Below are 20029 nucleotides of genomic sequence, written 5' to 3'. Positions count from 1 at the left end.
TGGTGGGACGACGCCATGTCGGCGATCGCCTCCCCGGTCGGGGTGATCGTCGCGTGGGTGCCGGCGATCGTGGGCGGCACGATCGGCATGATCGTGATCGGTGTGGCGACGTCAGTGCTTTTCCTCGTCCGGCGCCGTCCGTGGGACGCGCTGAACGTCGCGGCATCCATCGCGCTCGTCGTCGCGATCGGCGCCCCGCTGGCGGCGGTGATCGCGCGGGCGCGGCCGGCCGATTCCCTCGCCGAGACGGTCGCGACCTCGTTCCCCTCGGGGCACACCGCCGTGGCGACGACGATCGCGGTGACCCTGGGACTGATCCTCCGCCGACGGTGGGTGTGGGCCGCGGGCGCGGCGTGGGTTGTGCTGATGATGTGGAGCCGCACGTACCTGCACGCGCACTGGCTTTCCGACGTCGTCGCCGGCGCGCTCGAGGGAGTCGTCGTGGCGACGCTGGTGTGGGCGGTGGTCGAAGTGGCTCGCGAGCGCCGCGCGCAACCCGCTGCGGTCGCGGGCGCCTGAACGCTAACGTTCCCGGATGACATCTCCCTCGTCTGCCGCGGATCGTGCGCAGGATTCCCGCGCTTTCGAGATCGCCGCGCGCATCGGCTACGTGGTCCTCGGCCTTCTCCACCTCCTCATCGGCGTGATCGCGATCTCGATCGCGACCGGTGGCGGGGGCGAGAACGCCGACCAGAGCGGCGCGCTCGAGCAGGTCAGCGCCGCCCCCGGGGGCGTTCTGCTGCTGTGGGTCATCGTCGTGGGACTCGTCGCGCTCGCCGTGTGGCAGATCACCGAGGCCGTGGTCGAACGGGATCCGGATGCCAAGAAGCGCTGGGCGCATCGCGCGAAGTTCGTCGGTACCGCGATCGCCTACGGCGCCATCGCGGGTACGGCGGCGACCGTCGCCCTGGGCGGCCAGTCGGATTCCGCGGAGTCGTCGCAGAGCCTGAGCGCGCGGCTGCTCGCCGCGCCGGCCGGCGTCGCCCTGCTCGTGGTCGTGGGGCTCGTGGTCGCCGCCGTCGGTGTCGCCTTCGTCGTCCGCGGCATCACGCGGGCGTTCGAGAAGAACCTCGCCACACCGGGTGGGACCGCGGGACGCGGCATCCGCGTCTTCGGCACGGTCGGGTACATCGCCAAGGGCATCGCGGTGGGCGTGGCCGGCATCCTGTTCGTCGTCGCGGCGCTCACCCACGACCCCGGTGCCGCGAGCGGCCTCGACGGAGCCCTGCGCTCGCTCGCGGCGCTGCCGTTCGGCCAGGTCGTGCTGTGGCTCGTCGGGGCCGGGCTCATCGTCTACGGCGTGTTCTGCTTCGCTCGCGCGCGCTACGCGCGGATGTGAGCCTCAGCGCCCGCCCGCGTAGTGCCAGCGCACCTCGTCGGCGCTGAGCGCCCGCTTGTAGACGGCGGCGTACTGGATCTGACCGGTGAAATACGACGGCCCCGAGTAGTCGATGGTCCCGTCGGACGTGCCGTTGGCCCATGCGGAGAGGCTGCCGCAGCCGACCTTCCAGAAGCCGGTGTATCCCTCGCCCGTCGTCACGCCCGTGTTGGTCGCGCGGAGCTGCCCGTCGACGAACAACGTCATACCGGCGGAGGAGAGCGAAGCCACGACGTGGTGCCAGACGCCGTCGGCGTACGAGGTCCCGGGCGGCGTGGACACGGTGACGACCCGGCCCGGGTAGACACCGAACACCACCCGACCGTTGCTGTCGATGTACACGTGCCGGTCGTACTGGCCGTCGGCAGCCGACTGCGAGGCGCTGCCGAAGCCGACGATCTTGCCGTTGGACGTCGACGATGTACGGAACCACGCCTCCAGGGCGAACGTGTTCGGCGACGAGAAGGAGCCCGGGAGGTACAGGCATTGGGATGCGCCGTTGAAGGTCACGGATGCCACGGGGCTGTCGCGCACGCACCCCACCGATGACGTCGTGACCGGGGTCACGGCGTAGGTGGCGCGACGCGCCGCCTGTCCGGACAGGTCGTTCTCGGTACGCGCCGACGGGTTGGTCGCCGACAGGGCGTAGGCCCCGGTCGTCGCCGAGGTCCCGAGGCCGAGTTCGGCCGATCGGCAGGTGAAGAACGGGTTCGTCCCCGCGGTGTCCTTGCTGTTGGTCACCCGGGAGGCGAAGGCGGCGGTCGACGCGGAGATGCTCGTCAGCAGCACCACCGCGACCACGGTCAGGATCACGACAGGCACCACGACGCGACCGGCTCGGCGATCGGGTCGGACGCGCCGTCCGGACGCCAGCGCCACGGGGTCGCGGTCGCGCACGGACAAGGCGACGGCGAGAGGCAGCAGACACAGCGCGATCAGGAGCAGACGGATCAGCGGGTCGGGGTCGGGTGTCGGCGTGAGCGAGAAGGCCCCGGTCGCCAGTCTCTCGGTGGTCTCCACCACGGCGTCCTGTCCGCTGACCAGCCTCGTGGCGCCGGCGAGCACGGGCAGGAGGCCGGTGTTGACGACGTGCAAGAGGGCGCCCGTGCCCTCGTCGTTGCCACGGAAGTCCAGGAGTTGGACGTTGAACCAGGGTCGAAGCCAGAGCGCGACGAGCGTGACCGTCGTGGCCCACCCGGTCAGTCGCACGCTCCAGATCCACTGGACTCCGGCCCGCCGCACCCACGTGACCGCTTCGGTGAGGACCACGCCGAGCAGGAGCCACGGTGTCGCAGCGAGGAGGAAGCCGAGCCCCGGGACGAGCGAGATCACGCGCCCGATGACCTGGTCGCCGGACACCGTCCACCCGTCGGGCGCGCCGTTGAGATCACCCTGCGTGGTGAACCCGGCGTCGTCGGCGGCGACGATGCGGTGCGTGATGGCGGGACCGCCCATCGAGAACGTGATGATCTCGCCCGTCGCGTACTGCTCGGCGGGTGCGGTCACGACGAGCGTGCCCACCGGTGCCGTCTGCCCCATGCTCGGGGTCTGGATCACGAACAGTCGCAGGCCGGTGACGGCGAACACCGCGGCGACCACGGCGGCGAGGAGGCCGACGGCGATCGCCGCGGCGATCGCGTGTCTTCCCCGTGCCGGACGAACGGTCGCCGCGGTGTCGGAACGCACGGACCGGGACTACGCGTCGGTGCTGAAGTCCCAGGTCAGCGGCTGCGAGACCTGGAGACCGGCGAACGTGTTGCCCGCGGAGGACGGCAGCGTCACCGCAAAGGTGAACGGGACGGTGGCACCGGCGGCGACGGAGGACGCGCCCGTCTTGGCGAGGATGTCGACCTTGGCCGTGAATCCCGACAGCGGCCCGGAGTAGACGGTCGTGCTGCCCGACGTGACCACGAGGGTCATCGTGGCGCACAGGTTGGTCGCGGTGCCGTTGGGGGTGCCGTTGTTCGACTGCGTGCAGGTGCCGGGGGTGAGGCTGAATGCCTTGGCCGCGGCGGTTCCGGTGTTCTTGATCTTGATGTCGGTCGAGACCGTCTGACCGGGGACCATCGTGAGGTTGCCGCCGTACTTGTTGATCGTGGCGCAGGTCGCGGCGTTGGTCGAGACCGAGCCGCCGTCGGTGCTGTTGCAGATGACCGAGCCGTCGGCGTTGGTCTCCTGCATGATCAGCGTGCCGGTCGCCGCGGTGTCGACCGTGTTGCGGATCTGGGCCGTGAAGGCGGCCACCGTCGGTGACAGCCCCAGGCCGAGGATGAGGGAGGCGACGCTCCCGGCGAGAAGGACGGGAAGAGCGAGACGGCGTCGCGTCGGCTTCGAGGAACGAGTGGACACGGGGACTCCTGTCGGGTGCGGAGCGATCGGTGGCATCTCGGTCTATCGCTCTCGACGGCCCGACCACGGTCGCGGGCCGGGCGGGGCGCCCGGGTGGATTCCCGTCGCCGCGCTCACGCAGTGGGACATGAGCGCTGCGGCCCGGGGGCCTGCCGCTGGTGATTCACCCGCGCTGCCGCCGCCGACCGCGGCCCCCTTCGCCCGCCTCGGCGGAGCTCGCTCGACGTCGGCATGGCCGATGCCCCTCGCGTCGCCCTAGTGTTTTCTGGGTCACCCGAAGCCCGGGGCAGTGCCGCCCCGTTCCGCGCCCGATGGAGCCCCCATGACCGACACCCCGTTCGACTACTTCTCGTGCGGCGAATTGCCGACTCCCACGCTGCCCCTCGACGAGGCCCGTGCGCTGATGCACGAGGTCTACGGCGTCGAGGTCGACCTCCACGGCCTGGGTAGTCAGCAGGATCAGAACTTCCTCGTCCGCTCGGCCTCCGGCGGTGGACCCCTGGGCGTGCTGAAGATCAGCAACCCCGTCTTCAGCGAGACCGAGATCGAGATGCAGGATGCCGCCGCGGCCGCCGTCGCGCGGGCCGAGACGGGGCTGCGCATCCCCGAGATCGTGGCGGGCCCAAACGGACCGATGACGGGGTGGTGGGACACAACACAGGGGCGGCTGCATGCCCGGGTGATCTCGTTCGTGTCGGGATCGACGCTCACGGGCTCGGACTACCTCTCGCCGCGCGTGGTCGAGCGGCTCGGTGAGCTCGCCGCCGCCGTCAGCGTCGCGCTGGCCGACCACACCCACCCGGCATCGGGGCGCGTCCTGCAGTGGGATCTGCGTCACGCCGAGCGGGTCATCGCCGAGATCGCCGCGACCGAGCCCGACCCGGAGGTGCGTGACGTCGCCGCGCGGGCCACGGCCGCCGCCGTGGCGGCTCTGGCTCCGGTGGCTGATCGGCTGCCGCGCCAGATGGGGCATTTCGACGTCACCGACGACAATGTGCTGCGCCCGGACGGCGTGGAGACTCTGCCCGACGCCGTCATCGACTTCGGCGACGTCATCGACTCGTGGGCGGTGGGCGAGATCGCGGTGACCGTGTCGTCGGTGCTGCACCACGACGGTGCCACGTACGCGTCGACTCTTCCGGCCATCGCCGCGTTCGACCGACGGCGCCCGCTCTCGGACGACGAGATCACGGCCCTGTGGCCCCTCGTCGTGCTGCGCGGTGTCGTCCTCGTCGTGAGCGGTCGTCAGCAGGTGCGCCTCGACGACGCGAACGACTATGCCAGCGGCGCCCTCGACCGCGAGTTCGAGATCCTGCGCCGCGCGATCGCGGTGCCGATCGAGGTCGCGACGGCGCGGATCCGTCACGCTCTCGGACGCGGGGCCGCCGCAGCGCCGGTCTGGACGGGAGATTCCCTCCTGCCTCCGACCGTCCGGCCGGTGACCCTGGATGCCACGACCCTGTCGCCCCTGTCCGACGAGGGCGCGTGGCTCGACGACGACGCGCTCGAGCGCGCCGCTTTGCGCCTGCTCGATGAGGGGGCGGATGCCGTGGTGCTCCCCGCGCTCGTGCCGGTGCTGCTCGGCGCCCCCGCGCGCACTCCCGAGGAGCCGGCGACCGTTCCGACCGCCGCCTCGGTGTGGTTCGCCGAGAAGACCGCGCTCGTCCTGCCTGCGGACGCCGACGGGCGTGACGGTGAGATCGTGCTGCCCGGAGGCCACGGCATCCTGCGGATCTCGGTGGCTTCGGCCGAGATCCCGGCGCGCACGCGCACGCGCGTGACGCTGACTGCGCCGGGTGTCGTCGACGTGCCCGACGCGGTACGCCCGAGCGACGTGCCCGGGTGGCGCGCGCTGCTCGGCGACGCCGCACCGGCGCTCGGGATCGCGGCCCCCTCCGTCGACGACGACGACCTGCTGGAGCGCCGTGAGGCGGTCGTCGCCGAGGTGCAGGAGCACTACTACTCGCGGCCGCCGCGCATCGAGCGGGGCTGGCGCGAGTACCTGATCGGCGTGGACGGGCGCGTCTACCTCGACATGGTCAACAACGTCGCCTCGGTCGGGCACGCGCACCCCCGGATCGCCGCCGCGGTGTCGCGGCAGACACGGTTGCTGAACACCAACTCGCGATTCCACTACGCCGCGATCACCGAGTACGGCGAGCGGCTCGCGGCGACCCTCCCCGACGAGCTCGACACGGTGTTCTTCGTCAACTCCGGCTCCGAGGCCGTCGACCTCGCGATCCGCCTCGCGATGGCCGCCACCGGACGTCAGGACGTCGTCGCCATGGCCGAGGCGTACCACGGCTGGACCTACGCCAGCGATGCGGTCTCGACCTCGATCGCCGACAATCCGCACGCCCTCGAGACCCGCCCCGACTGGGTCCACACCGTCGACGCCGCGAATTCGTACCGCGGTCGCCACCGGGGAGCGGATGCCGCGGCCTATGCCCCCGAGGCCGTCGCGCGGCTGCGCGCGCTCGCCGCCGCGGGGCGGGCGCCCGCCGCGTTCCTCAGCGAGACCTTCTACGGCAACGCCGGGGGCGTGGCGCTCCCGGACGGGTACTTGCGCGAGGTCTACGCGGCCGTGCGCGAGCTCGGCGGCCTCGCGATCGCCGACGAGGTGCAGGTGGGCTTCGGCCGCCTGGGTTCGTGGTTCTGGGGCTTCCATCAGCAGGACGTCGTGCCGGACATCGTCGCGGTGGCCAAGTCCATCGGTGGCGGCTTCCCGCTCGGGGCCGTCGTCACCCGCCGCGAGATCGCGGATCGCTACCGCACGCAGGGGTACTTCTTCTCGTCGACGGGGGGATCGCCGCTCTCCTCCGTCGTGGGTTCGACGATCCTCGACATCATCGAGGACGAGGGCCTGCAAGAGAACGCGCGCGTCGTCGGTGCACACCTCAAGGCTCGCCTCGAGGCGCTGGGGGAGCGGCATCCGCTCGTCGGCACCGTGCACGGCTCGGGTCTGTACCTCGGGCTCGAGTTCGTGCGCGACCGGGACACCCTCGAGCCGGCGACCGCGGAGACCGCCGCGATCTGCGACCGGCTGCTCGAGCTCGGCGTCATCATGCAGCCCACCGGCGACCACCAGAACGTGCTGAAGATCAAGCCGCCGCTGTGCGTCTCGCGAGAATCCGCGGACTACTTCGCCGACATGCTCGACCGGGTGCTGTCGACCGGCTTCTAGCGCGATCCCCGCCGCGCGCAAGCCCGGGCTCCGGCTCGGGCGGGAGGAGTAGACCGGAGGTCGAGACCTTCCGCCCGAGAGGAGCCCCCATGCGTGGAGTCATCATGCACGCCGCCGGAGACGTACGCGTCGAAGACCGGGACGACCCGACCATCCAGGAACCGACGGATGCCATCATCCGTCTCGCAGCGTCGTGCATCTGCGGCTCCGATCTGTGGCCCTATCGCGGGGCCGACTCGGTGGATGCCACCCCCATGGGCCACGAGTACGTCGGGGTCGTCACCGAGATCGGCGACGCGGTGAAGAACGTGAAGGTCGGCGACTTCGTCGTCGGCTCGTTCATGGCATCCGACAACACGTGCGAGATCTGCCAGGCCGGATACCAGTCGCGCTGCGTGCACGTCGTGCCCATGGGGCGCGTGGGGACGCAGGCCGAGTTCGCTCGGATCCCGCTCGCCGACGGCACGCTCGTCGCGACCCCGGGCCAGCCCGACGACGACCTCATCCCCTCGCTCCTCGCCGCCTCGGACGTGCTGGGCACCGGGTGGTTCGCCGCCGTGGCGGCCGAGGTCGGCCCCGGTAAGACGGTCGCGGTGGTCGGGGACGGCGCGGTGGGCCTGCTCGGCATCCTGGCCGCGCAGCAGCTCGGTGCCGAGCGCATCATCGCGATGTCGCGCCACGCCGACCGCCAAGAGTTGGCCCGCCGCTTCGGGGCGACCGACATCGTCGAGGAGCGCGGTGACGAGGGCATCGCGAAGGTCAAGGAGCTCACCGACGGACTCGGCGCGCACTCGGTGATCGAGGCCGTCGGCACGCAGCAGTCGATGGAGCAGGCGGTCCGCTCGACGCGCGCCGGCGGGCACATCGGCTTCGTCGGCGTCTCGCACGACGTGACCCTCGAGGGGCAGGAGCTGTTCCGCTCGGCCGTGCACCTCCACGGCGGCCCCGCGCCGGTGCGGCGCTTCCTCCCCGAGCTGATCCAGCTCATCTGGGACCGGAAGATCGACCCCGGCGCGGTGTTCGACCTGACGCTGCCGCTCGAGGACGCCGCCGAGGGCTACCGGGCCATGGACGAGCGCCGCGCCACCAAGGTCCTGCTGACCATGTGATCGAGCGCCGAGAACAGGGGATGCGCCCGAAACAGGCCGGCTCGTCGGGAATCGGCCAGTTCCGGGCGCATCCCCTGTCCTGGAGACCGGATGCCGCCGCGCCCCGGACGGCGCTTCGCGCGCGACGCCCGTCTCAGGGCGTGAGCACCGTCACGCCCGCCTCCGCCAAGGCCTCCGCGAGGTCGGGGGAGGGCGGCGCGTCGGTGATGAGGTAGTCCGCCATCTCGAGCGTTGCGACCTGGGCCAACAGGCGACGGTCGAGTTTGGTGGAGTCCGCGAGGATCGCGGTGCGATCGGCGCGCTGGATCATCTCGCTCATCATCGTGGCGTCGCCGAGGTTGCTGGTCGAGAAGCCCGAGGCATCCACTGCTCCGACGGCGATGAGGGCGTAGTCGCACCGGATCTCGACGTCGGGGCTGTGCGAGTTGGTCGCCAACGTCACCGGGCCGGTCGTGGCTTGAGTGATCGTGCGCACGGCGCCGCCGAAGATGAACAGGTCGCGGAAGACCTGCGGCGAGATCTCCGCCGGTATGCGGAGGTTGTTGGTCGCGATCGTGAGATTGCGGTGATTGCGGAGGGCTCGCGCGACGGCCAGCGTGGTGGTACCGGCGTTCAGCACCACCACGGAGCCGTCCTCGACGAGGTCGGCGGCGATCGTGGCGATCTTCTCCTTCTCGGCGATCTGCATCTGCAGACGGACGTCCAGGCCGCGGTCGCGCCCCGGGACCGACATCGCACTGACCGCGCCGCCGTGGGTGCGCACGACGATTCCCTCGCGATCGAGCTGGTCCAGATCCCGGCGTACGGTGTCGATCGAGACGCCGAAATGCGAAGCCAGGTCGACGACGGTCACCTGTCCGGATTGAGCGACATAGGCGGCCAGTTCGGCCTTCCTCCCCGCCGGAAGCCGTCTCTTGGTCGTGTTCGTGGTGCCCTCCATGCCGTCATCTCTAGCACAGAGCCGCACGCGGCACGAGGTATTTTCGGCGATTTCAGCATGAAACGGCACGGATAGGCCGCTTTATGCAGTTTTGGATGCCACTGCGTGCCGTAATGATCACGAATGTGCATCGGAGTCTTGACGCGTGCCGCAGACCCGCGCATACTCATGCTGAAAGATGCAAGAACGCGCAGAACAGCGCGAAATACAGCAGATCTCAATGAGGAGAAACGATGGACAACAGCGGGCGCGGGCGTCGGAACGCCATCAAGCTCGTCAGTGCCGCCGCGGCGGCCACGACCCTCCTGGCGATGGCGGGGTGCTCGTCGAACTCGGCCGCTCCCTCCGGCGGCGGAGACGTCACTCTCGAGTTCGCTCAGTGGTGGGAGCCGGAACTGCCCGACGGCCAGTTCCGTGCGCTCATGGACCAGTTCGAGCAGGAGAACCCGGGCATCAAGGTCGACCTGGTCAGCGGCCCCTACGCCTCTACCAAGGAGCAGCTCTTCGCCGGCGCCGCGTCGGGCACCATGCCCGACGTCGTGGGCCTGGACGGCGCCTGGGTCAGCGACTTCGCCAAGCAGGGCGTCATCGCCGACATGTCGAAGCTGATGAGCGACGCGGGCTACGACGACAGTCAGCTCGCCAGCCAGATCCAGGTCGACGGCAGCACGTACATGATCCCGGTCATCAACTTCGTGTACCCGATGTTCACGAACGACGCGCTGCTGTCGCAGGCGGGCGTCAGTGCACCCCCGTCCACGCGCACGGAGTTCGCCGACGCCGCCAAGAAGATCAAGGCCCTCGGCGACGACGTGTCCGGCTGGGTGCTGCCGCTGTCCCTCGAAGCGCCCAACGGCGTGCAGAACGACGTCATGTCGTGGGTGTGGGCCTCCGGCGGGTCGATGCTCAAGGACGGCAAGCCCGACCTGACCAACGCCGACGTCACGTCGGCGACCGCCTACATCCAGCAGCTCTGGAACGACGGGGTCATCGCACCCGGATCCTTCACGATGAAGGAGCAGGACAAGGTCGAGGAGTTCACCAACGGCCGCGTCGGCATGATGATCGACTCGCTCGCGCACATCAACCTGATCCGAGAGTCCAACCCCAACCTGACCTTCTCGATCTCGGCGATCCCCGCCAAGGACGGCTTCACCGGTGAACGCGGCATCCCTTACGCCTCGTGGGGAATCGGTGTCGCCGAGAACTCCGAGCACAAGGATGCCGCCTTCAAGCTCGTGCAGTTCCTGATGGGCAAGGACGTCAACGCCGAGCTGTCCACGATGGCCAAGGCCTTCCCGGGCAACACCGAGGCCGTGCCGACCTTCGTCGAGGACGACGCCCTGTTCAAGACCGCCTTCGAGATCTACAAGGCCGGCTACCCGGCCAACGAGTTCACGGGCCTGCCCGTGGCCGAGGAACTCATGCGCCAGTTCGGCCAGCAGTTCCAGTCCGCGCTGGACGGTCAGCAGTCGATGAGCGACGCGCTGAAGAAGGCCCAGGACGAATGGACGTCGGAGTTCTGATCCGACGCTGACACGGGATGCCGCATCGCCGCCGTTCGCGATGCGGCATCCCGCTCACCGAAAGCCGCACACCATGACCATGCGCACCCTCACACCCCCCGACACCGAACTCATCGTCACCGGACGCCCCGCGTCCCGCCGCACCCGCCAGCTGCGGAACGCCTCGGAGGCGTACACCTTCCTGGCCCCGACGCTGATCCTGCTGTTCGTCCTGATGATCGTCCCGATCGTCATGGTCGTCGGCTACTCGTTCCAGGACAACGTCATCACGAACAAGAACCCCCAGCTCGTCGGTGTCGACAACTACATCTCCGTGCTGACCGATCCCGGGTTCTGGAAGGCCACCGGGAACACGCTCTTCTTCACCCTCACGAGCGTCGCCGCGCACCTCGTGCTCGGACTGTCCTTCGCGATGCTGCTGAACAGCCGCCTCATCGGCGCCGTGCCCCGTGCGATCTTCCGGGGCCTGTACGTGCTGCCGTGGCTGTTCACCGTCGCCGTCATCGCGGTGCTGTGGCGGATGCTCCTGGCCCCCAACGGCATCGTGAACTTCCTGCTCAACACGAACATCGAGTGGCTCGCTTCGCCGCAGCTCGCGCTGGGCACCGTCACCTTCATCAACATCTGGGCTGGCTACCCCTTCTTCATGGTGAGTCTGCTCGCCGGCCTCCAAGGGATCCCGAGCGACCTCTACGAAGCCGCGACCGTCGACGGTGCGAGCCCCGTCCAGCGCTTCTGGAACGTCACCATCCCGCAACTGCGGCCCATCATCGTCAGCCTCCTGCTGCTCGACCTCATCTGGACGTCGCAGCAGTTCGCCCTCATCTGGCTGACCACCGGCGGCGGTCCCATCGACGTCACCGAGATGCTCAGCACGTTCACCTACAAGCTCGCGTTCGCGACCTACGACTTCTCGATGGCCTCCACCTCCGCGGTGCTGGTCCTGGCGATGTCGATGATCATCGCGGTGCTCTACGTCCGCCACCAGAAGGCGAGGGACTGACATGGCCATGACCTCCGCGACCCGCACCCGCGTCGCCCGCACCGGGGTGATCGTCGGGCTCCTGCTGGGGGCCGTCTTCGCCGCCGGTCCCGTGCTGTGGATGCTCTCGAGCTCGTTCAAGTCGAACACGCAGATCTTCGAGCTGCCGCCGCGCCTGATCACGGACACCTTCTCGTTCGACGCGTACGTGAAGATCTTCACCACGCCCGAGACCGTGCGCTTCTTCATCAACAGCTACGTCGTCGCCGGCGCCGTGACGATTCTGACGCTCCTCGTCGCGATCCAGGCCGCCTACGCGTTCAGCCGGTTCGAGTTCCGTGGCAAGCGGATCGTGAACGTGATCATCGTCAGCGTCCAGGCCGTGCCGCCGATCACGCTGCTCATCCCGTACTTCGGGCTCATGGTGGCGCTCAAGCTCTACAACACCTACCCGGGCCTGATCCTCACCTACATGGTGTTCACGCTGCCTTACGCGATCATCATGATGACGGGGTACTTCAACACCCTCCCGAAGGAGCTCGACGAGGCCGTCCGCGTCGACGGGGCCGGCTCCTTCACCGCTCTGTGGCGCGTCCTCGTGCCGATCTCGATCCCCGGGATCGTGTCGGTGGGCATCTACACCTTCATGATCGCGTGGAACGAGTTCCTCTTCGCGCTGACCCTCACCCGGACCATCGACATGCGCACCGTGCCGATCGGCATCCAGCTGCTCATGGGCCAGCACTCCTACGAGTGGAACCAGATCATGGCGATGAGCATCCTCGGCTCGATCCCCGTGCTGATCCTCTTCCTCTTCTTCCAGCGCTTCTTCATCAGCGGCCTCACGGCCGGTTCGGTGAAGAGCTGACCACCGCCGACCCACCCCAACAAGGAGAAATCCGTGCTTTACACCGGCAAGTCCATCCTCGACGTGGCCAACACCCACAGCTTCGCCATCCCCGCCTTCAACATCAGCGACTGGGCGATGTTCACCGGGATCATGGACATCAGCGAAGAGAAGTCCGCTCCGGTCATCATCGCCATCCACCCCGACGAGGTCTCGCACATCACCACCGACCTCATCGCGGCGATGCACGCCCGCGCGCACCGCTCGAGCGTCCCCGTCGCGATCCACTGGGATCACGGTGGTTCGTACGAGCAGATGATCACGGCGATCCACTCCGGCTTCACCTCGGTGATGATCGACGCGTCGCTCGAGCCGTTCGAGCAGAACGTCGCGATCACCCGCAAGGTCGTCGAAGCCGCGCACGCGGCCGGCATCCAGGTCGAGGGCGAGCTCGGCACCATCGGCGCCAACGACAGCTACGGCGAGTCGGGTGCCGCGGAGATCATCTACACGAACGTCGACGACGCCGTGCGCTTCGTCGAGCAGACCGGAGTGGACAGCCTCGCGATCGCCATCGGCACCTCGCACGGCCTGTACCCGTCCGACAAGAACCCCGAGCTGCGCCACGATCTGCTCGAGCAGATCAAGGCCGCCGTCGGCATCCCGCTCGTCCTGCACGGCGGCTCGAGCAACCCCGACGCCGAACTGCGCCGGGCGGTCGAGCTGGGCGTGAACAAGATCAACATCTCCAGCGACATCAAGGTGGCGTACCACGACCGCATGCGCGAGGTGCTCGGCACCGACCGTCGCCTGCGCGAGCCCAACGCTATCCAGCCGGAGCCCATCGCCGCGATGAAGATCACCGCGGCCGAGAAGATCGACCTCTTCGGCGCCGCCGGCAAGGCCGACCTGTACTGAACGGAGATGATCGGCGTCATGGCACACGACCTCGTCCTCGGTCTCGGCGGCACCGTCGATTACGAGATCCGGTGGGATGCCGACGTGCTCTCCGCCCTCGCGGAGGACTACGGCATCCGTCGGGACGACCTGGTCACCACGACGCCGATCATCGACGAGCGCGCCCTCGTCGTGACGGTGCTCGCCTTCCTCGCCACCGGCGGGGGAGGCGAGCGCTTCGTCCTCTCCTCCGAGATCGTGGAGCGCTTCGCGGCGCACTTCGACGTCGAGATCACCCTCGGAGGCACGGGCGTGCGTGCCGGCATCGCGCTGGACCGGATCGGCGTGCCCACCGTGCAGCACCTGGTGAGCATCGACGACAACGTGCGTCGGCTTCTTCCCGCCTCGATGCGGGTGGTCTCCTCGGCCACGCGCGACACCCTCGATCCGCACCTGATCGTGCAGTATCCCGAGGGCGCGTCGGTGCGCCTGGTCGACGGGGAGGTCGTCGCCCCGGCATCCAATCGCCTCATCTTCGCCAACGACGCGCCCAACCGGGAGATGGCGATCGCCCCCGGTCTCGGTGACGCCCTCGCCGAGGCGGCGGCGTTCCTGGTGTCGGGGTTCAACACGATGCAGGATGCCGCCCTGCTCGACCGTCGGCTGCACGACGTGCGTGCGGCGATGCGGCGTCTGCCGGATTCGGCGTTGGTCTACTACGAAGACGCCGGCTTCTACGAGCGGTCGTTCGCCGGTCTCGTGCGGACGCGACTGATGGACCGCATCGACGTCTACGGCATGAACGAGGATGAGCTCCAAGAGTACCTCGGGCGGCCCGTCGACCTGCTCTCGCCCGACGACGTCGCCGCGGCGCTCGCCGACGTGCACGCGCTCATCCCCGCCCCGGCGCTCGTCGTGCACACGAAGTTCTGGGCCGTCGCGGTGGGCCCGGAGGCAGGCCGGCACCGCGCGGCGCTGGAGAGTGCGACGCGGACCGCCGCGACGCGCTACCGCCTCGGCGACGACTGCCGTGCCGACGACCTCGACGAGACCGCCCGGCTGCCCCGCCACGCGGGGGGAGCAGCGGTCGTCGCCGCCGTCGCGCAGCGGATGCCGGCCTCCGGCGTCCCCGCGTACATCGTGGACGTCGCGCGCCCGACGACCATCGGGCTCGGCGACACGTTCGTGGGCGGGTTCCTGGCGGCGGTGCCGGCGGCCGCCCGGCTCACGACGGCGGCGGCGCTCAACCGTGCGCTGGACGCGGTGACGGCAGCGGAGTGACGCAGGCGCCTCCTCAGCGCCGCGATACGTAGGCGCGCCACAGCAGACGGGCGTGCCGCGACTTGGCCCGCTCCACTCCACGCTGATCGCCGCGCACCGCGCTCCACCATTCCGCGAGGCGGGTCGCGGTGGCATCCAGTATCATCCGCAGGTCGGCGTGCCGCGCCGGCGGGACCTTCGCCTCGGCGGCGGGCATCCTCCCGCGCGGAGCCAGATCGTCGTCGAGGTGGCGCCGGACGAGCCGAGCGACGCCGACGGCGTGACCGTTGATGATCGAATGCGCCGCGCCCTCGATCTCCCACCGACGCGCGGTGCGCGCGCGAGCGACCAGTCGCGAGTGCAGGCGCCGGGGCGATGGGCGGTCGAACTCCCCGCGGATCAGCAGCAGCCGCGCGTGGGCCGCGCCGATGCGGTCCGAGATGCGGTACCGGAGCATGTGGGGGAGGACCTCGAGGAAGTAGAGGAACCCGCACAGCACGTAGGCTGAGACGGCCATCACGGCGACGTGCACGGACTCGCGCGCCGTGGACTGCGCGAACCGGATCGCCTGGGCGAGGACCGAGGACTCGGTCTCGTCGACGACGGGGCTCACCAGGACCGCGTGCGAGAGGTCGTCGCGGCGGGCGAGCACCTCGGTGACCACTTGCGTCCCCATCGAATGACCGATGAGGACCGGATCCTCCAGGCCGTAGTGCGCGATGACCCCTTCGACCTGGTCGGCGAAGAACGCGGCGGTCGGCTCCTCCCCGGATGCCGGCATCCCGGCGAACCCGGGGAGATCGAGGGCGTAGACGTCGCCGTCCTCCGCCAGCAGTGGCGCGAGGAACTCGAAGTAGCTCGCGGCCACCCCGATCCCCGCGATCAGCACGAAAGCGCGGCCGGATACGGCGCCGGAGGACACGATCGTCACCCGTGTCCGGGCATTCCCCCGTCGGATCGTCTCGACGTCCAGGTCGGCGGAGCGGGTGGCCTCGGGCATCGTCCCAGGATGCCCCACTCCCCGGTGCCGCGTGTCAATCCCGGCGTCCCCGTCAGGAGGGACGCCTACCGTGACACCATGACCGATGCCCCTCGTGACCATGAAGAAGAGACCCTCGGAGCCGCGCGCGAGGGAGAGAACTCCGCCGAGAAAGATCCCTCCGACTGGGTCACCGGCAACGAGCCGATGACCGCGCCGCAGCGCAGCTACCTCGACACCCTCGCCCGCGAAGCGGGTGAGGAGATCACCGCCGCCCTGACGAAGGCGGAGGCGTCGGAGCAGATCGAGCGCCTGCAGGAGGAGACCGGCCGCTCGAACGGCTGATCTGTGTCCCGTCCCGCCGCTCAGGCGGGGCGGGTTCCTTCTTCGCGCGAACGCAGACGCTCCATCTGATGCTGCTCGCCCCGTGCGACCTCGCCGAGGAAGTCGGCGACGACGCGGCGCTCTGCGGCGCCGAGGCGTGCCGCGGCGGCAGCGACCGACGAGCGTCGCACGGCGAGCAGGCGTCGCGCGGGGGATCCTTCGTCGACGGTGGCCCGCACGACGATCGAGCGACGGTCACCCGGGAAGGGCACTCGCTCCACCCATCCCGCGTCGGCGAGGCGGTCGATGAGCGCCGTCGTCGCCGCCGAGGAGATGCCGAGCATCTCGGACAGGAGTCGGGGCGTGACCGGCTCGTCTGCGTCTTCCCGGGCGAGGAGGAACCGAAGAACCTTGGCGTCGTTGGGGCCGATGCCCAGCGACTGCAGGGCGACGCGCTCGGATGCCGCGCCGGACTCGGACAGGTCGTCGACGGCCTTCACCACGTCCGCTTCTGTGGCCATTTGCTTCGTCACCCCCTCGCCGGGATAGTTCGTGTTACTTGTATCTCAGAAGGACATCAACTAGACGACCGATAGATCAACCATCGTATCTTCCGCCCCTGCCCGGAGGCAGGGGTCTCGTCGTGCCGGGCTGACGTAGGATGCCGAAGTGGAGAACGGCTCGCAATCGTCGCGCTATTGGTATGACGCGACCGAAGAGGACCGTCGTCGACGTGCCGTCGAAGTCCTGCAGGCCTTCCGGGTCTATCGCGCGGCCGAGGTCGCGATGCGTCGACGGACGCGCGAGTCCATGTCGATGGGCGAGAACGACCTCTTGGTGTTGCGCTACCTGTTGCGAGCCACGGGTCAGGGCCGTCAGGTCTCGCCGAGCGAATTGACGCGCTACCTGGGAGTTTCCACCGCCTCGACGACCGCGATCATCGACCGACTCGAGAAATCGGGTCACGTCACGCGCGTGCCGCACCCCACCGACCGCCGCAGCATCCACGTCGTGGCGACCGCCGCGAGCGACGCCGAGGTGCGCGCGACCCTCGGTTCCATGCACTCACGGATGATGTCCGCCGTCGTCGACATGACGCCCGAGGACTGCGTCACCGTGATCGCTTGCTTGAGCAGATTGCAGGATGCCGTCGACCAGGTCGACCCGCATTCCGAGGTCCCCGTCGACGCCGACGTGACGCTCTGATCCTCGATCCTCACGGTACGTAAGAAGCTAGGAAGACTAGTCGAGTTCGGAGTATTAGGCATCGTTCGAGCTCCGTGAAACCATGAAGACATGGACGAGAACACGATCGAGGCGCGCCCCCGCGCGACCGCCGTGGACGCCGTCCAGGCCGTGGACGGAATACCTGTGGCATCCCTGCGGTCGGTCGTCTCGCGACTGTGCCTGGACTACCCGGGTGAGGACCCCGTACGCATCGAGACGGTGGTCCTGCGCGAGTGGGAGGCGTTCTCGGCCGGGCGTCCGCTGGTCATCCCGACCGCGGTCGAAGAGGGCGCTCGAGAGGTGCTCGACCTGCGATACCCCTGAGTCAGCCGTCCGAGGGATCGTCGGCCGGGTCGGGAACGAGCAGCAGTCCGCCCGAGGAGTTCGCCGAGTTCGCTAGGGCCTCCACCCACGCGCGGCTCAGGAGGGCGGGTTCGGGATCGTCGAAGACGAATCGCAGCGGAATCGAGGGGTGCAGCCAGACGGTGCTGCGCCCCACCTCCTGCCCGGGTCCGTGCGTCCACGAGAGCGTGAAGCTCTCGCCGCGGCGGAGCTTGGTCGCAATGACGACCTTGACGTGAGCGAGAGCGCGATCCTCGATGTCGATCGGGGTCGCGACGTCGCCGTAGTAAAGGGTTCCCACTCCTTCACGGTATCCGTGCCCCACCCGCCGGAACCGGGGGTTGATTCCGCGGGCCCTGCCGTGGCATCCGCGCGGCGTCCAGCGGTTCGTCTCGGATAGGCTCGTCGTCATGGGCCGATTCATCTACGACACCGTGGCCAACGCCGTCGACATCGATGACCGCACGTTGGCGCACTTGCGCATCGTCGTGATGAACAAGCTGCGTCGCTCCGAGTCGTTCATGTTCGACGTCGAAGTCGGTGACGGCAGTGGCCGGCGCAGCTTCTGGATGCACCCGTCGGTGCCGATCCAGTTCCACTTCTACGGCAGCCGTCAGCCGCGGATCAACCGGGTGTGGGTCGAAGACCTCATGCTCGCGGCATCCGGACCCAACGGGCTCTCGATCACGCCGGAGCCGTCGGAGGACACGCTCGTCGAAGAGGCGTGACCTCAGGGCTTGTGCGCGTCGTCGGCCGGAGCGATGTCTTCGGAGACCAGCATGATGCCTCCGGACGAGTTCGCGGATTCGACCAGACGCTCGACCCACTCGCGGCTGAGCGTGGTGGGCTCGGCGTCGTCGAAGACGAAGCGGAGCGGGATGGCCGGGTGCAGCCACAGGGTGCTGCGGCCCCGCGGCTGATCCTCGGGGTGCTGCCATGACAGCGTGAAGCTCTCACCGCGGCGCAGCTTCGTGGAGATGACGACCTTGAGGTGCGCCAGCGCGCGGTCCTCGATGTGGACGGCCGTTCCGCCTCCGCCGTAGAAGATCGTGCCCATGTCCTCCACGATAGCGGCGGTCGCGTCAGGCTCTAAACGCCTAGTCATGGGGTGTCAAGGCCACCCCCTCTCGTCTGGGGGTTCTGCAACGGTGGGGAGCAGTCCACGGAAGGATGCCGCGTGAGCGCCCCCCGTTTCCCCTCGGTCCCGGAGCCCGAAGAGCCCGCAGACCTCCCCGGAGTCTTCGATCAGCTGACGGGGATCGACGTCATCGACGGCGAGCTGATGCCACGCACCTCCGAGCATCCGGGGGAGTGACTCCCAGCACCCTCGTAGCCGGCGCCGCTAGCGTCTGGATCATGTCCGACCCGCTGGACGATCAGCAGATCACGGTGTCCGGAGCGTCTCTGCGTGCCTTGCGCGACGAGTTCCAGCGCTTCCTCATGGAGTACCGCTTCGGTCTCGCCGAAGTCGAGACGAAGATCTCGATCCTTCGCGAGGAGTTCCAGGATTACAACCCGATCGAGCACGTTTCCAGTCGCGTGAAGTCCCCCGACAGCCTCGTCGACAAGGTGCGGCGCAAGGGCATCGAGCCCGACTTCGACTCCATCCGGAGTGCCATCACCGACATCGCCGGCATCCGGATCACCTGCAGTTTCATCGACGACGCCTACCGCCTGTCGAACCTGTTGACGCAGCAGGACGACATCACCGTGCGCGACGTCAAGGACTACATCGCCCGGCCGAAGGCGAACGGCTACAAGAGTCTGCACGTGATCGTCGACGTGCCGGTGTTCCTGTCGACCGGACGGGTCGACGTCCCCGTCGAGGTGCAGTTCCGAACGATCGCCATGGACTTCTGGGCGAGTCTCGAGCACAAGATCTACTACAAGTACGACCGGCTCGTCCCGGACGACCTCCTTGCCGAGTTGAAGGATGCCGCCGAGACCGCGGCGGAGCTCGATGCGCGCATGGAGCGCCTGCATCGGCAGATCCGGGGTCCGCGCCCCGGGGTGGTCCCGCTCTGACCGCACGCGTCACAATGGAGGGATGAGCGACGCGGCCACCCTCCTCGACGAGGTCGCGGCCGACCTGCTCGCCCTTCCTCCCGGGAGCTTCACGGCGGCGCGCGACGCGCGTGCCGCCGAGGTGGGAGGAGTCGTGGGGACGCGCATCGCGCGCCTGCGCAAGCCGACCCTCGCGGCGTGGGCGGTCAACCTGCTCACGCGCGACGGGCAGCTGGCCGAGGCCGTCGAGCTCTCACGGGCGCTGCGCGAGGCGCAGGACGACGCGGATGCCGCCGAGCTCACTCGTCTCGGACGTCAACGGCGGCAGCTGGTTGCTGCCCTCGCCCGACGGGCGGTCGACCTGGCCGCGGACGCGGGGGTCACCCTCAGCTCGGCGATGCGCGACGCCGTGGAGAAGACCGTCAACGCCGCCGTCATCGACCCGCACGCCGCCGCTCTCGTGCTCACCGGCCGATTGGTGGCCTCCGTCGACCTCGCGGACGACACCGACCCGGCCCGCGCGGTGGCCGGGTCGGTACCCGACGCCTTGGCATCCGCGATCGAGGGCCCCGCCCCGGACGATCTCGCGCAGCGGCGGGCCCGGAAAGCCGCGGAACGCGCCGTGCGCGACGCGGAGCGCGCACGTGCCGACGCCGACCGCACGCTCACGGGGGCGCGGGC

The 20029-nt window shown here is 69.2% G+C and carries 23 protein-coding genes; 16 read left to right on the top strand and 7 right to left on the bottom strand.

What is annotated here, in order from left to right; all coding sequences use genetic code 11:
• A partial coding sequence (locus tag LQV45_RS04915) for a phosphatase PAP2 family protein (protein ID WP_230006016.1) occupies positions 1-519 on the top strand: 519 nt, incomplete at its 5' end.
• Positions 520-535: 16 nt separating this feature from the next.
• On the top strand, positions 536-1339 hold the full coding sequence (locus LQV45_RS04910; protein WP_230006015.1) for a DUF1206 domain-containing protein: 804 nt from the start codon (positions 536-538) through the stop codon (positions 1337-1339).
• A gap of 3 nt (positions 1340-1342) precedes the next feature.
• Here LQV45_RS04910 and LQV45_RS04905 read toward each other — a convergent pair whose 3' ends face one another.
• The gene (locus LQV45_RS04905) at positions 1343-3064 is read right to left on the bottom strand and encodes a LamG domain-containing protein (RefSeq protein ID WP_230006014.1); all 1722 of its coding nucleotides are present in this window, start codon (positions 3062-3064) and stop codon (positions 1343-1345) included.
• A gap of 9 nt (positions 3065-3073) precedes the next feature.
• Complete coding sequence (locus tag LQV45_RS04900; protein ID WP_230006013.1) at positions 3074-3727, bottom strand: hypothetical protein; 654 nt, start codon at positions 3725-3727, stop codon at positions 3074-3076.
• Positions 3728-4049: 322 nt separating this feature from the next.
• On the opposite strand from LQV45_RS04900, the gene LQV45_RS04895 reads away from it, so the two are divergent.
• Together LQV45_RS04895 and LQV45_RS04890 are read left to right on the top strand one after the other, a co-directional pair.
• Positions 4050-6911, top strand: a complete 2862-nt coding sequence (locus tag LQV45_RS04895) for an aminotransferase (RefSeq protein WP_230006012.1) — start codon at positions 4050-4052, stop codon at positions 6909-6911.
• 89 nt (positions 6912-7000) lie between these two features.
• The gene (locus LQV45_RS04890) at positions 7001-8020 is read left to right on the top strand and encodes a zinc-dependent alcohol dehydrogenase family protein (protein WP_230006011.1); all 1020 of its coding nucleotides are present in this window, start codon (positions 7001-7003) and stop codon (positions 8018-8020) included.
• Positions 8021-8153: 133 nt separating this feature from the next.
• On the opposite strand, the gene LQV45_RS04885 is transcribed toward LQV45_RS04890, so the two are convergent.
• On the bottom strand, positions 8154-8960 hold the full coding sequence (locus tag LQV45_RS04885; protein WP_230006010.1) for a DeoR/GlpR family DNA-binding transcription regulator: 807 nt from the start codon (positions 8958-8960) through the stop codon (positions 8154-8156).
• A 233-nt stretch (positions 8961-9193) separates the two neighbouring features.
• Here LQV45_RS04885 and LQV45_RS04880 point away from each other — a divergent pair, with 233 nt between their 5' ends.
• From LQV45_RS04880 to LQV45_RS04860, 5 genes are all read left to right on the top strand, one after another.
• A complete protein-coding gene (locus LQV45_RS04880; protein WP_230006009.1) occupies positions 9194-10486 on the top strand; it encodes a sugar ABC transporter substrate-binding protein in 1293 nt (430 codons plus the stop codon).
• Between the two features lie 73 nt (positions 10487-10559).
• Positions 10560-11489, top strand: coding sequence for a carbohydrate ABC transporter permease (locus tag LQV45_RS04875; protein WP_230006008.1), 930 nt, complete (start codon positions 10560-10562; stop codon positions 11487-11489).
• 1 nt (position 11490) lies between these two features.
• A complete protein-coding gene (locus LQV45_RS04870) occupies positions 11491-12336 on the top strand; it encodes a carbohydrate ABC transporter permease (RefSeq protein ID WP_138173089.1) in 846 nt (281 codons plus the stop codon).
• Positions 12337-12369: 33 nt separating this feature from the next.
• Complete coding sequence (locus LQV45_RS04865) at positions 12370-13233, top strand: ketose-bisphosphate aldolase (RefSeq protein WP_138173087.1); 864 nt, start codon at positions 12370-12372, stop codon at positions 13231-13233.
• An 18-nt stretch (positions 13234-13251) separates the two neighbouring features.
• Complete coding sequence (locus LQV45_RS04860; protein WP_230006007.1) at positions 13252-14493, top strand: ADP-dependent glucokinase/phosphofructokinase; 1242 nt, start codon at positions 13252-13254, stop codon at positions 14491-14493.
• A gap of 13 nt (positions 14494-14506) precedes the next feature.
• Here LQV45_RS04860 and LQV45_RS04855 read toward each other — a convergent pair whose 3' ends face one another.
• Positions 14507-15472: an alpha/beta fold hydrolase gene (locus LQV45_RS04855; RefSeq protein WP_230006006.1), complete on the bottom strand. Its 966-nt coding sequence runs from the start codon at positions 15470-15472 to the stop codon at positions 14507-14509.
• Positions 15473-15550: 78 nt separating this feature from the next.
• On the opposite strand from LQV45_RS04855, the gene LQV45_RS04850 reads away from it, so the two are divergent.
• Complete coding sequence (locus tag LQV45_RS04850; RefSeq protein WP_230006005.1) at positions 15551-15796, top strand: DUF3072 domain-containing protein; 246 nt, start codon at positions 15551-15553, stop codon at positions 15794-15796.
• 20 nt (positions 15797-15816) lie between these two features.
• Here LQV45_RS04850 and LQV45_RS04845 read toward each other — a convergent pair whose 3' ends face one another.
• Complete coding sequence (locus LQV45_RS04845; RefSeq protein ID WP_230006004.1) at positions 15817-16296, bottom strand: MarR family transcriptional regulator; 480 nt, start codon at positions 16294-16296, stop codon at positions 15817-15819.
• A 148-nt stretch (positions 16297-16444) separates the two neighbouring features.
• On the opposite strand from LQV45_RS04845, the gene LQV45_RS04840 reads away from it, so the two are divergent.
• Together LQV45_RS04840 and LQV45_RS04835 are read left to right on the top strand one after the other, a co-directional pair.
• Positions 16445-16981 carry a MarR family winged helix-turn-helix transcriptional regulator gene (locus tag LQV45_RS04840; RefSeq protein ID WP_230006003.1) on the top strand — a complete coding sequence of 179 codons (537 nt, stop codon included), beginning with the start codon at positions 16445-16447 and terminating at the stop codon, positions 16979-16981.
• A 90-nt stretch (positions 16982-17071) separates the two neighbouring features.
• Positions 17072-17326 (top strand): hypothetical protein, encoded by a 255-nt coding sequence (locus LQV45_RS04835; protein WP_230006002.1) that lies wholly within the window; start codon positions 17072-17074, stop codon positions 17324-17326.
• A 1-nt stretch (position 17327) separates the two neighbouring features.
• On the opposite strand, the gene LQV45_RS04830 is transcribed toward LQV45_RS04835, so the two are convergent.
• A complete protein-coding gene (locus LQV45_RS04830; protein ID WP_230006001.1) occupies positions 17328-17645 on the bottom strand; it encodes a hypothetical protein in 318 nt (105 codons plus the stop codon).
• 109 nt (positions 17646-17754) lie between these two features.
• Between LQV45_RS04830 and LQV45_RS04825 the strand changes: the two genes are divergently transcribed.
• Positions 17755-18072 (top strand): ATP-dependent DNA ligase, encoded by a 318-nt coding sequence (locus LQV45_RS04825; protein WP_138173071.1) that lies wholly within the window; start codon positions 17755-17757, stop codon positions 18070-18072.
• A 2-nt stretch (positions 18073-18074) separates the two neighbouring features.
• On the opposite strand, the gene LQV45_RS04820 is transcribed toward LQV45_RS04825, so the two are convergent.
• Positions 18075-18401 (bottom strand): hypothetical protein, encoded by a 327-nt coding sequence (locus LQV45_RS04820; RefSeq protein WP_230006000.1) that lies wholly within the window; start codon positions 18399-18401, stop codon positions 18075-18077.
• A gap of 120 nt (positions 18402-18521) precedes the next feature.
• Between LQV45_RS04820 and LQV45_RS04815 the strand changes: the two genes are divergently transcribed.
• The 3 genes from LQV45_RS04815 to LQV45_RS04805 form a co-directional block, all read left to right on the top strand.
• Positions 18522-18659, top strand: coding sequence for a hypothetical protein (locus LQV45_RS04815; RefSeq protein WP_230005999.1), 138 nt, complete (start codon positions 18522-18524; stop codon positions 18657-18659).
• 41 nt (positions 18660-18700) lie between these two features.
• Complete coding sequence (locus LQV45_RS04810; protein WP_230005998.1) at positions 18701-19369, top strand: GTP pyrophosphokinase family protein; 669 nt, start codon at positions 18701-18703, stop codon at positions 19367-19369.
• A gap of 22 nt (positions 19370-19391) precedes the next feature.
• On the top strand, positions 19392-20029 hold a 638-nt coding region (locus tag LQV45_RS04805; RefSeq protein WP_230005997.1), incomplete at its 3' end, for a transposase.

This window comes from Microbacterium sp. Bi128 (assembly GCF_918698205.1).
The sequence above is the reverse complement of the archived record's forward strand: the minus strand, read 5'-3'. Positions and strand labels throughout refer to the sequence as shown.